Raw genomic sequence first — 12,916 nt, 5'->3', positions numbered from 1 at the left:
GAGGATCCGATCGTGGACGACAGTCCGTATCGGTGTACTTACAGGCGGGGTGAGTGAATGAACGTCGAGATGTGGATCCGCGCGTTGAAGGCCGCTCGGGCGAGCGCGGGGGCTTCCCAGGAACATCTCGCGACGCTGATCAAATGGAGCCCGTCCACCATCGCCGCGATCGAAACCGGTCGGCGTCGCCCGACCGAGGAGTTCGCAGCCGCCGCCGACGAGGCGTTGCGCACCGGTGGACTGCTGAGCGAGCTGTTGGCGAACGCGAACCACCGCCGGTCACCAACCTGGTTCGAAGACTGGCGATGGATCGAGGACCAGGCCACCCGCCTGCGTGCATTCCATCCCTGCCTGGTCCCCGGACTGCTCCAGACCGAGGCGTACGCCCGCGCGCTCATCTCCGCCAATCCGCAGCACACGCCCGAGCAGGTCGAGGAACTGGTCGCCGCCCGACTCGACCGCCAGGCCCTGCTGACCGGCGAGCACCCGAGGACCTATGTCGCGGTGATCGACGAGTTCGCGTTGCACCGGATGATCGGTGGCAGGGAGGTCCGCAAGGCCCAACTCGAACACCTCATCCAGCTCGCCGGCCTGCCGAACATCAGCCTGCACGTCATCCCCGTCGACGCCGGCGCCTATCCCGGCCTGGCCGGCGGGTTCAGCCTGGCCACCCTGCCCGAGGGGGACGTGGTCGTCTACCTGGAGACCTCGGCGTCCGGTCAGGTGGCCGACCAGCCCGATACGGTCGATAGCATGCAGGGGAAGTGGGACGCTCTGCTCGGGGCGGCGATGCCCCAGCAGATCTCCCTGGCCATCCTCAAGAAGGCGGCAGGTGAGCTGTAGTGGACAACTTTCGGTGGCGGAAGAGCAGCCGCAGTGGTGACAGCGGCGGGGACTGTGTCGAGGTCGCGGACAACGTCGCCGGAGTGGTCGGCGTACGGGACAGCAAGGACCAGCGCGGCCCAGTCCTGACCTTCGGCCCGGCTGCCTGGCGAGCGTTCGTCGCCATCGTCAAGGACTGAACGAAGCAGCACGAGCCCGGTTCCTCACCACCATCGAGGCTCCGGGCTCGTGAGCGCTGGCTCCGGGTTGAGGCTCAGCCGAACGCTTTCACGCCTCTCCAGTCGTCCCCGAGCACGATCTTCACCGGTCCGTTGGTGTTGGTGGTCGACGGGTGGTAGATCCGCATCTGCCCGTCCGCCCCGAATCGGGCCCAGAGATCGGGCACCCGGTCCCCGTTCACGTCCGGGATGCCGACGAGCGCGCTGATGTTCGTCTCCGTCCAGGTCGTCCCGTAGGCGACGTCTCCGTCCCGGGAGTTGGCGGCGGTCTTGAGGGAGTCCAGGGTCACGCTGCCCGCGACCTGGCCGGGTTTGCCGTGCCGGACGTACATGGCGCCGTTGTCCAGGTTGCGCCAGAGCAGGTCCGGGGTTGCGTCCAGGTCCACGTCCGCCACGTTGACGATCTCCCGACGGGCCCACGCGGAGCCCTCCATCAGGGTCGCCTCCTGGAAACTGCCGCCGGTGTACCCGGTCAGCGCCCAGAAGGCGGTTCCGGCCCGCAGGACGAGGTCGGGGACCTTGTCGCCGGTGATGTCGCCGATCGCCTTGATCTGGGTCCAGGTCGAGGGGGCCGGTGCGTTGGCGGGCAGCAGGACCCGCAGCCGACGGTCGACGTCGAAGCTGCCGTAGCCGTCACCGGGGTAGAGCCAGAAGGCGCCGTCCGGGGTGCGGGCGAACAGGTCGGTGGTGCCGTCCCCCGGATAGGTGTCGGAGTGTTTGGTGATCAGGGCGGCGCGACCGGTGGCCGGGTCGTACCAGTGACCCGGCGGGTTGAGCGTGCCGTCTGCGGCGTACGAACCGGTCAGCCATCCGTACAGCTCGCCGCCCTCGTCACCGGCGTAGGTGCGCAGGTTGCCGGAGGAGTCCACGAGCAGCAGGTCGGCGATTCCGTCGCCGCCGGTGTCGCCGGGTCCGTCGGCCACGTCCCGGGGTGGCACGTAGAAGGAGTAGTCGGTCCGGGCGCTCCGGTTGTCGACCGCGTCGTAGGCGTACACGTGCAGGGTGGTCGGACCGGCGTGTCGCGGCTTCAGGGCGGGCACGGTGGCGCTGCCCGCGGTGGCCGTCACGTACGTGGTGCCGATGCTCTCGAAGGAGTAGCTGAACCTGACCGCACCGGCGGCGGTGAAGGTGACGGCACCGGTGCCGCCGAACTTCACCGTTGCCCAGGTGGCGCCGTCGGGGGTGGCCTCCGTGAACACCTCGCTGCTCACGCTCGGGGCCGGGGGTGCCGAGGCGTCGATCGTGATCCGGCAGGGATCGGTGCCGGGCGGGAAGTACGAGGAGACGGCGTTAGCCGTGTCCTCGGCGCGCACGTCCCATGAATAGGTCGCCCTGTCCTCCAGCGTGGTGGAGGCGATCGTCAGGCTGCCCTTGCCGCTGCTCAGGCTGGTGACCAGGGTGCCCGCGGGAACCGCCGTGCCGTTCTTCCAGAAGCGGAAGCGCAGACCCTTGAGGTTGCCGTCGGGGTCGGTGGCGGTGGCCGAGAGGACGATGTTGGTCTTGGCGACCGTGGTGCCCGCACCGGTCCCGGCCACGCAGGCGCCGCCGGGCGCCGTGGTGCCCTTCGTCGGCTCGGTGGGGTTCCGGTTGTAGACGACGTTCAGTTCGGCGGAGGTGGCCTTGAATTTGCGCCAGGTGAGCTTGTCGGACTCGGTGGTGGCCCGCATGCCGAGCGTGATGCTCGACCAGCCCTTGTCGGCGCCATCCTGGGCCGCGTCCTTGACGTCGAAGCTCACGTAGTCGTCGGTGCAGTTGCTGCCGTAGCCGTACGCGAAGGACTTTTTCTGCTGGAGTCTCGTCCAACTCGGCTGCTTGTTCCAGGTGGTGCCGGAGGAGATGGCCCCGGTGAGCCAGAGCTGCATCTCGCGGGCGGTGCAGGACCAGGAGTGGTTGTTCAGGACCTTGAAGCTGGCCGAGGTGACCGTCGCGCCCTTGATGCCGCTGTTGTAGCCCATCCGCCAGAACGAGCGGGCCGTGCCGCCGGTTTCGTCCTCGTAGCCGACCCGGGCGTCGGGGGTCCCACCGTTGAAGTTGGTGCCGTTGTAGAAGCTGCTGTTGGGGTGCGGCTTGTAGGCGAACGTCCAGGCCTGCGTACCGCTGATCAGGGTCGGGTCGAGGAAGACCGGGAACTGTACGTCCGCGCCGGTGAGCAGGCCGGTGGCGGCCGGGTCCAGGTGCAGGCGGGCGTTCCCGGTGCCCTCACCGTCGAGCCGGGTGGGTATCGGGGCCTGCCGTGCGCCCGGCTCGCTGCCGCCGAGGCCGGTGAGCCTCAGCACGTCGGACGGAGTGTCCACCGAGAGGCGGGCAGCGGTTTCGGGGGCCTCGGGGTCCCGCCCGGCGGAGTCCCAGGCGAACGGGGTGGGGATCGAGCCGATCTCCTGCCCGCTGAGCGGGTCGAGGGCCCGGACGCCGCCGGTGGTCGCGTCGTGGCGGAAGACCAGCGTCTCGGACCGCAGCCCGTAGGCCACGGCCCGGACGGCGTCGATCGTGGCGGTCGCCCGGTTCTTGACGATCAGTAGCTGGCCGAAGCCGCCGTCCTCGCGGGCGACGACGAGCAGGTCCACTCCGGGCAGAACCTCGGGGTAGAGCGCACGCGAGCCGTCGAGCACCGGCTTCGGCAGCGGGCCGGGCCAGGTGTAGGCGATGGTGTGGCCGTCGACGTCCACCTCGGTCAGGACGGTGCCGGTGGTGTCCGTACCGGTGCCGCCGCCGGCCAGACGTAGCGGGGTGGGGGCGTTGACCGGACGGATGTCGAGCCCGCCGGGGGTGTCACCGGTACGGGTCAGCGTGTTGTCGACCGGCGTCCACCGCCCCGTGGCGTTCCTCACCCGCTGGGGCGTGGCGTGGAACGCGGAACGCAGCTGTCCGTTCGGGAGCGCCCAGGTGAGCGACGTGGCGCTGGTGGCGGTCTCCACGAGCACCTCGTTGCCCGTCCGCTGGGCCTCGACCATGGCGGCCGTCTCGTCGCGGGGGACGGCGGCGGGTGCGGCGCCGGTGACCGCCTTCCGGGGCTCGTCGGTTCCGGGCCACCAGGGCGGCAGCACGGCGACGAGTGCGGCCAGCAGGAGGCCCAGGGTGAGGGGCAGCCGGACGCGGAAACGCACGAAGGGGTTGAGCGGGCGAGGCGCGGTCACGGCGGGTCTACTCCCGTGGGCCAGGCGGACAGGGGAAAACACAGAGGTGCAGCCCCAACCGGCGGGCGGCGGGGCAGAACGCGGGCACACGATCGCACGACACCGGGGGCCCTCGTCTATCCCTTGAACGTTATGGATCTGTTACCTCTTGTTCGAGGTCCGTCCACAGTGTCGTTGGAATCCGACCTTGTGTCTGGTTTTGCCGCCATTGAGTAACGGACATAGCGCGATTTGGCCTGGAAGGGCCGATCATTGGTGTTCGTGGATCATCGTCACAATCGTGTCGTGGCGGAGATCACTTGAACCGGTTACGGGCAGTTTTTACTGCCTTGAGTGTGCGGCCGCCATGACGCAGAGTGCTCACGCACGTGCCGCATGCGGCGGGTGCCTTCGCGGTCTTTCCGCGCCTTCTTTCGTTTTCGCGCTGGTGGGAGTCGACACGTATGCGTGGTATCGGTTTGCTGTCACGGCGGAGTGAGCGGCGGCCCGGCCGACGGACCCCGACGGAGCCGGATCACCGCCGGTGGCGTCGTGCCCGTACGGCGATCGTGTTGGCCCTGTCCACGACGCTGGTCGCGACGATGCTGCCCGCGGAGGCGTTCGCGGTGCCCGGCGCCGGGATGAACCGCGAGGAGACCCAGCTCGACCTGCCGGACCTCCCGCGCACCGAGCGGCTCGGCCAGGACGAGAACGCCGAGACGAACCTGACCACCGCCGACCCGGTTCCGGTGGTCCCGTACGAACCGCAGGCCGTCACACCCTGGCAACAGGACAGCGGTGCCGTCGACCTGACCGGCGTCGAGGCCGGCGCCACCAAACCGGTCGACGACCTGCCGGTCGCCCTCGGCGTGCCGGCCGGCGACGACCCGGCCGCCGTCGCCGGCACCTGGACCGTCGACCTCGCCGCCCCCGAGGCGTCCCAGGACGCCGGCCTGTCCGGCCTGATCATGAAGATCACGCCGCCGGCCACCGCCGACCCGGCCGCCGAGGTCGTCCTCAGCGTGGACTACACCCCCTTCGCCGACCTGTACGGCCCGCAGGCCGCCGACCGGTTCGGCGTCATGCTGCTGCCCGACTGCGTCTACGACGCCCCGGACACCGGCGACTGTGCCACCGACGGCGGTGCGGGGACGATGTCGGCCGCCGGTACCGCCCGTGCCGTACCCAGCCGGGTGGAGCTGGTACCGACCAAGAACCTGCCCGCCCGGATAGCGTCGGACGAGGAGGCGCCGACCAGGCGGGTCATCACCGGCACCCTCCCCGTCGGCCCGTTGCTCGGAGCCCAGGCCGCTGCCGCGTCGGCCATCAGGTCCTCGATCATCACCACCCGGGCGGCGACGGACCCGAGCGTCGTCGGTGTGCTGGACACCGGCGCCTCGGCGGCCGGCGACTACACCGCCACCCCGTTGCTCTCCGCGGGTTCCTGGGCGGCGGGTGCCTCCTCCGGCGCGTTCACCTACTCGTACCAGGTGCAGTTGCCCGAGACGGCGGGCGGCCTCATGCCGAAGGTGGCCCTGTCGTACTCCTCGCAGTCGGTCGACGGCCGAACCTCCGCCACCAACAACCAGGCGTCCTGGATCGGTGACGGCTGGGACTACAACGCCGGGGCGATCACCCGCAGCTACGCCAACTGCCGGCAGGACTCGAAGAAGTCGGGGTCGAACAACGCCAGCCACCGGACCGCGGACCTGTGCTGGGGCTCCGACAACGCCACCCTGTCCCTCGGCGGCATGACCACCGAACTGGTCTGGGACAGGGTCAAGCAGGAGTGGTTCACCGGCACCGGCGACGGCTCCAGGGTCGAGCTGGTGAAGGACACCGGCCTGGCGAACGGTGACGCGGACGGCGAGTACTGGATCGTCACCACCCGCGACGGCACCCGCTACCACTTCGGCCGCCACCGCCTGCCCGGCTGGTCCGACCACGGCACCGCCGAGGACGACCCGGTCACCAACTCGGTCCTCACCGTCCCGGTGTACGGCAACCACCCGGACGAGCCCTGCTACCGGGCCGGCGACTGGGCCGGTTCCCACTGCACCCAGGCGTGGCGCTGGTCGCTGGACTACGTCGAGGACATCCACGGCAACGCCATGTCCCTGTGGTGGGCCCGGGAGAAGAACCACTACGCGCGCAACTTCAACTTCAAGGCCCCGGTCGAGTACGACCGCGGTGGTTACCTCACCCGCATCGACTACGGGCAGCGCAAGGAGAGCCTGTTCACGGCCACCGCCCCGGCCCGGGTCAACTTCGCCGTGGCGGAGCGCTGCTTCGACGAGGGCACCCTCACCTGTAGCGAGGCCAACTTCGCCGACAAGAACCCCGGTAAATACCGGATCTGGTACGACACACCGGCCGACCTGCGCTGCGCCTCCGCGCAGAAGTGCTGGAACGCCGGCCCGTCGTTCTTCAGCCGCAAGCGCCTCGACAAGATCACCACTTCGGCACAGCGGCGTACCGACACGACCGCCCGGCAGGTGGTGGACGAGTACCAGCTCAAGCAGTCCTTCCCGGTCCTGCGCACCGGCCCGAACACCGCGCTCTGGCTGGAGTCGGTCAGCCGTACCGGCTTCGCCCGCAACGGCACGACGGACGCGAAGGTCACCCTCAACGCGGTCCGCTTCGAGGCCAACGCTGAGGACATGCCCAACCGCGTCCGGCGGGACAACCGTCCCGGCTTCTCCCGACTGCGCATCGCCCGGGTGATCAACGAGTACGGCGGCGAAACCGTCGTCACCTACAAGCCCCCGGTCGGCGAGTGCGCCACCGGCACCGGCCTGCCGGGCAAGGACAACGCCGCCGCGTTGAAGGCCAACGACCGGCTCTGCTACCCGTCCTTCTGGCACCCCGACCCGGAGGCCGAGGAGATCGACTGGTTCCACAAGTACGTGGTGGACAGCGTCGAGGAACTCCCGAACGTGGACGGCGCGTTCAGCAGCTTCACCCGGTACGCGTACGACAATCCGGGCTGGCGGCTCGCCGAGCAGGAGTTCACCAAGAAGGCCACCCGCACCTACTCCCTCTTCGCCGGCTTCGCGCAGACCACCGTCATCACCGGCACGGACGATCCGGCCATCGGCAGCAAGCGAAGCAAGTCCGTCACCCGCTACTTCCGTGGCATGGGCGACACCGTGTCGGTACGTGACATCGCCGGCGTCGAGATCGCCAAGGACGAGGAGCCGTTCGCCGGCCGAGTCGCCGAGGAACTCACCTACACCGGCGCCGGGGACGCCGACGCGGACTGGCTCACCCGCAGCGTCACGTACCCCGACGCCCAGCAACTCGCCAGCCGTACCCGCGACGACGGCCTCAGCCCGCTGCGCTCGTGGCGGGTCACCGAACCCCGGCAGGTCTCGTACACCAGGTCCTCGGGCACCGGCGACGACACCCGTCCGCTGCGGACTGTCGAGACGAAGACCACCTACGAGACGACGCACGGCCTGCCCACGCACGTCGAGTCACTCGGCGACACGGGCAAGACCGGTGACGAGTCCTGCGTCTTCGTCGAGTACCTGCACCAGACCGCCAAGAACGTCGTCGGCCTGACCAGACAGGTCCGGACCAGCCCGACGACCTGCGCCGCCGCCACCTTCGACAACCTGGGTACGCTCAGCGCCGCGAGCCGGGTCGGCTACGACGCCCAGGCGTACGGCGTCGCCCTCGCCGCCACCACCCGCGGCCTGGCCACCCAGACCTGGTCCCTGACGGGCGACGGCACCGGCTTCCAGTCCGACGGCACCACCGCCTTCGACAGCATCGGCCGGGTCGTCTCGAACACCGATCCGGACGGCAAGACCTCCACGATCACCTACACCCCGGACACCGGTCAGGCGTTCACCGTCACCGAGCAGAACTCGCTGGGGCACAGGCAGATCCAGGAGCTGGAACCGGGCCGGGCCGTCACGCTCAAGACCACCGACCCCAACAACCACGTCAGCGAGGCGAAGTACGACCCGCTGGGCCGCCTGGTGGAGGCATGGGGACCCGGCCGTACCCCGTCGACCTCGGCCGTGCCGGACTTCCGGGCCGAGTACGCCACCCCGGAAGGTAAGCCGCCGTACATCACCACCTTCAGCCGTGGGCCCGAGAACCGGGCACAGACCTCCGTCACGCTCTACGACGGTCTGGGTCGGGAGCGGCAGACCCAGGAGGAGGCCACCGGTGGCGGCCGGCTGATCACCGACACGCTGTACAACAGCTCCGGCGAGGTGTGGCAGACCAACAACGCCTACCTCGCCGACAGTTCGCCGATCGGCGAACTGTTCACGCCGCTCGCCGACACGGCGGTGCCCAACGCCACCCGCTACACCTACGACGGTCTCGGCCGGGTGGTCACCGAGATGCCCGTCCTGCGCGGCGTCGACCAGCCCGCGCGGGCCACCGGCTACAGCTACGGCGCCGACCACTCCAGCGTGCTCAACCCGGCCGGCGCGGCCTCGTACCGGCTCTACACCGACGCCCTGGGCCGGACCGACCGGGTGGACACCTTCACCGACGCCGGCCGCAGCCAGTTCACCTCGATGCGGTACCAGTACGACACCCGTGGGCAGTTGGTGAAGGCCACCCACTCCGCCGACGCCACCCACCCGTGGACCTGGACCTACGACCGGCGCGGCCGGCCGGCGACGGCCACCGACCCGGACAGCGGCACCACCCGGCTGACCTACGACCACCGGGACCGGCAGGTCAGCGCCACCAACGCGCGCAACGTCACCACCTGGACCGGCTACGACGAGCTGTCCCGCCCGGCGCAGCAGCGCCTCGGTGGCAGCACCGGCACGGTCCTGGGCGAATTCACCTACGACACGGCTCCCGGTGGCAAGGGCCTGCCCGCCTCCGTCACCCGGTACACCGACGGCCTGCCGTACAGCCAGACGATCGGCGGCTACACCAACGACTACCAGCCGAAGTCGACCACCCTCACGCTGCCGCAGTCGATCGCCGACACCTGGGGCCTGCGCAGTTCCTACACCTACGACTACACGTACACCGACACCGGCCAGACCGAGTCGGCCAGCCTGCCCGCCGTCGGTAGCCTCCCCGCCGAGAAGCTCCTGATCCGCTACACCAAGGACGGCCTGCCGCTGTCGGTGTCCGGCAAGGACTGGTACGGGTCGGAGACCGTCTACTCACCGTACGGGCAGGTGCTGCGGTCCACCCTCGGCGCGCAGCCGTACCGGGTGTGGACGATGGCCAGCTACGACGACGCCAGCGGCGCCCTCACCGACCAGCAGGTCTACCGCGAGCAGACCGGCGGCCTGTCGCCCGTCGGCGCCAACCTCGTCTCGCACCGCTCCTACTGGTACGACCCTGCCGGCAACGTGACCGCCATCCGCGAGCGCTCCCTCGGCATCGAGGAACGGCAGTGCTTCACCTACCAGGCGCTCGGCCAGCTGAAGAACGCGTGGACCGCCAGGGACCAGGACTCCTGCGCGGCCGGGCCGGTCGGCACGGACGGCACCGTCAACGCGGGCGCCGGAACCGACGGCTCCGGCTACTGGCAGGAGTACGAGTACGACATCCTCGGCAACCGTACGAAGCTGGTCGAGAAGGCCCTCGGCGGCGGCACCAGCCAGAACGCCACCACCGAGTACGACTACGGGCAAACCGACGGCAGCCAGCCGCGCACCCTCACCAAGGTGACCAAGAACTCCGTCACCCCGGCCGGCGCCGAGATCACCGCGACGGCGAACCGGCTGTACGAGCTGACCGGCGAGACGAAGTCCGTCACGTCGGTGGAGAACGGCGACCAGCAGACGCTGTCCTGGACCCACGACGGCCAGATCGAACGGATCGTCGGCCAGGGTGACAAGGGCAAGACCGCGTACGTCGGTCTCGCGAACAAGTGCATCGACCTCAGCACCGGTGTCCCGGCGGCCGGCCAACCGGTCCAGCTCTACCCGTGCAACGACACGCTCGCCCAGAAGTGGACCTTCACCCCGGCCCCGAACCAGGCCAACGTCAACCTGGGCACCCTGTCCGTGTACGACGGCTGGTGCCTCCAGCCGGCGGCCAACACCGCCGGGTCGGTCTTCGGGGTGCAGAAGTGCGACGCCTCGACCGGACAGCGCCTGGAACGCACCTCGTCCGGGCAGCTCAGGCACACCGCCTCCGGCCTTTGTTTCGCCGTCAAGGACGCGGCCACGGCCAACGGCACCCAGCTTGTGCTGGCGACCTGTGACAGCGCCGCCGCCGCGCAGCAGTGGGAGGCGCAGAACGAGACCCGGTACGTCTACGGACCCGGCGGCTCCCGGCTGTTGGCGATACAGGGCAAGCAGCTCACCCTGAACCTGGGCGAGTCCCAGGTGACCGTCCAGCGGGGCGGGGTGGCGGTCAACACCCAGCGCTCGTACAGCGCGCCGGGCGGCACGATGATGCGCTACTCCTACGGCACCTCCGCGCCGAACCTCGTCGCCCTCGCCGCGGACCACCAGGGCAGCCCGTACGCGGAGATCGCCCTCTACAGCGGAATGCCGGTCCGGATCCGGAAGCAGGACCCGTTCGGCAACCAGCGCGGGCCGACGCCGATCGGCGTCAACATGCAGACCAAGACCGGGTTCCTCGGCGCGCTCCGCGACGATGCCTCCGGCTACACGCCGCTCGGCGCACGGCTGTACGACCCGACGGTGGGGCGGTTCATGTCCGCCGACCCGGTGCTGGACCTGGCCGACCCGATGCAGTCCAACGGGTACGCGTACGCGCACAACAACCCGGTGACGCTCTCCGACCCGAGCGGCCTGTCGGTGTCGCTGACCGCCTCGGAGACGGCGGCGGCGCTGGCGGGTGCGGGTCTGTCGGCCGCGCAGGTCGCCCAGGCGCAGTTCACGATGGGGCGCTCACTGCTCTCGGTGATTCTCGACTCGGCCTGGTACATCCTGAAGGAGTTCATCGGCATCAACGACGCCATGAGCTGTTTCGGCGGTGACATGTGGGCGTGCGGCAGCCTCATCATCGGGGCGATCCCCTGGACCAAGCTCGGCAAGATCCCGTCCGTACTGAAGGCCGTCAACCGTACGATCGACGCGATTCAGGCGTGGCGCGCGGCGAAGAAGGCAGCCGAGGCGGTCCTGGCGGCCGCCCGGGCGGCGGAGCGGGCTGCGCTGAACGCCAAGAAGGCGGCCATCGAGCGGGCCAAGAAGGCCGCGCAGGCGGCGAAGAAGAAGGCGGCCGACAAGGTCAACACGACCAGTAACCGGGCCGTCAACGCCTCGAAGAAGACGGGTAACCCGACTCACAAACAGGCCCAGGCCAAGTCCAATCCGAAGGGATCCTCGGCCGGTTCCGCCGGTGGCGGGAAGTCCGGCGGCGGCAAGGGAGGCTCGAAGCCGGGCGGTTCCTCGGGCGGCTCGAAACGCAGTAACGGCGGATCGAGTGGGGGCGGTGGCGCCGGAAAGGCGGACGAGGGCGGGTCGTGCCAGACGGCCAGCAACAGCTTCGTCCCCGGTACCAAGGTCCTGATGGAGGACGGCTCCACCAAACCGATCGAGGACGTGAAGCCGGGGGACAGGGTCAGGGCCACCGATCCGGAGACGGGTCGGACCGAGATCGAGACGGTCAGCGCAACGATCAAGGGCGACGGGGTCAAGCACCTGGTCCGGGTCACCATCGACACCGACGGTGAGCGTGGCTCCGACACCGCCGAGGTCACCGCGACCGACGGTCATCCGTTCTGGGTGCCGGAGTTGGGCGAGTGGATCGACGCCACCGACCTGCGGTCCGGCCAGTGGTTGCGGACCGGCGCGGGCACCCTGGTACAGATCGCGGCGGTCGAGCGTTGGACCACCCCGCGGGCCACCGTGCACAACCTCACGGTCGCCAACCTCCACACGTACTACGTGGCGGCCGGGGCCACACCCGTCCTTGTGCACAACTGCGGGGATGAGGGCTACGCCGATGTCTACCTGGACATGGAACAGGGGCACGCGTCGATCGCGGTTACGCACAACGGTAGGACGATTCACACCGAGGCGGGTTCCCGGGTCGGAGAGGATTCTGTCGTTGGCCTGCGCGATGCCGCCCATTCTCCCGGCACCGATGTAATTCGGGTGCCTCTGCCGAATGCGAGGCGAGCCCAGCAGGCGCAGGATTACTTCTTGGACGACAGCAACCTGGGACCGCACGACAGGGACACGAACAATTGTGTGACGTTCTGTGCGAGGATCCTCAGGGCCGGAGGATACGAGATGCCGGTCTCGACATCGATGGAAATCGCAAGCTGGCTGCTGGAGACGAACTTCGAACGGAGGAGGTTGTGATGGCAGACGCACGGGAGTGGCTGAGGGATCAGCCTCCGGTCAGTGACGTGCCCGAGGGTCTGCGGGGCCCGACGGCATCGGCCGCCCTCAACCTCGGTGTGCGGGTGATCGGTAGCAACATAGTCGGTAACGACGTGGTCGAACTCGCCGCGCTATACATGGTCGAACATGCCCGACTCGAACTCTGGATTGGGAGTCATGAGCCCCCGCTGGGCTTTCGGCAACAGTTCGAGCGAAGCCGGGCCTCGTCCGAGGAACGGATTGCGACCTACGAGGCGTGGGTGGCGTTCGAAGCCGCCTATCAGGCGTCCGGCAGGAAAATTCACCAGGTGCGCGACGAGAGGGAGAAGTTGAAGGCGGCCCTGCGTCGGGCCATCGACGCTCTTGTACGTGCCCGGATCGAATAGCTGGACAGGATGGACCGGACGAGGTTGATCTCGTCAGTTCATCCTCGGCGACCACGAAGGGC

5 protein-coding genes are annotated in these 12,916 nt (G+C 69.3%); 4 read left to right on the top strand and 1 reads right to left on the bottom strand.

Annotation, left to right across the window (positions count from 1 at the left end; translation table 11 throughout):
- The first annotated feature begins 57 nt into the window (after window positions 1-57).
- Complete coding sequence (locus OG792_RS17545; RefSeq protein WP_329110887.1) at window positions 58-843, top strand: helix-turn-helix domain-containing protein; 786 nt, start codon at window positions 58-60, stop codon at window positions 841-843.
- Window positions 843-1,022 carry a DUF397 domain-containing protein gene (locus OG792_RS17540; RefSeq protein WP_329110885.1) on the top strand — a complete coding sequence of 60 codons (180 nt, stop codon included), beginning with the start codon at window positions 843-845 and terminating at the stop codon, window positions 1,020-1,022. Before OG792_RS17545 ends, OG792_RS17540 begins: the two co-directional genes overlap by 1 nt.
- Window positions 1,023-1,096: 74 nt before the next feature.
- Here OG792_RS17540 and OG792_RS17535 read toward each other — a convergent pair whose 3' ends face one another.
- The gene (locus OG792_RS17535; RefSeq protein WP_329110883.1) at window positions 1,097-4,195 is read right to left on the bottom strand and encodes a DNRLRE domain-containing protein; all 3,099 of its coding nucleotides are present in this window, start codon (window positions 4,193-4,195) and stop codon (window positions 1,097-1,099) included.
- 443 nt (window positions 4,196-4,638) lie between these two features.
- Here OG792_RS17535 and OG792_RS17530 point away from each other — a divergent pair, with 443 nt between their 5' ends.
- Window positions 4,639-12,447, top strand: coding sequence for a ricin-type beta-trefoil lectin domain protein (locus OG792_RS17530; protein WP_329110882.1), 7,809 nt, complete (start codon window positions 4,639-4,641; stop codon window positions 12,445-12,447).
- Window positions 12,447-12,854 (top strand): hypothetical protein, encoded by a 408-nt coding sequence (locus tag OG792_RS17525; protein WP_329110880.1) that lies wholly within the window; start codon window positions 12,447-12,449, stop codon window positions 12,852-12,854. The genes OG792_RS17530 and OG792_RS17525 overlap by 1 nt, the downstream gene beginning before the upstream one ends.
- The last annotated feature ends 62 nt before the right edge of the window (window positions 12,855-12,916 follow it).

Source organism: Micromonospora sp. NBC_01699, assembly GCF_036250065.1.
GTDB lineage: Bacteria > Actinomycetota > Actinomycetes > Mycobacteriales > Micromonosporaceae > Micromonospora_G.
Note: the sequence above shows the minus strand (reverse complement) of the source record. Positions and strands in the feature narration are given on the sequence as shown.

Bases quoted from the DNA above. Each gene is read 5' to 3' on its own strand.
- OG792_RS17545 (WP_329110887.1), top strand. From the start codon at position 58: ATGAACGTCGAGATGTGGATCCGCGCGTTGAAGGCCGCTCGGGCGAGC.
- OG792_RS17530 (WP_329110882.1), top strand. From the start codon at position 4,639: ATGCGTGGTATCGGTTTGCTGTCACGGCGGAGTGAGCGGCGGCCCGGC.
- OG792_RS17525 (WP_329110880.1), top strand. From the start codon at position 12,447: ATGGCAGACGCACGGGAGTGGCTGAGGGATCAGCCTCCGGTCAGTGAC.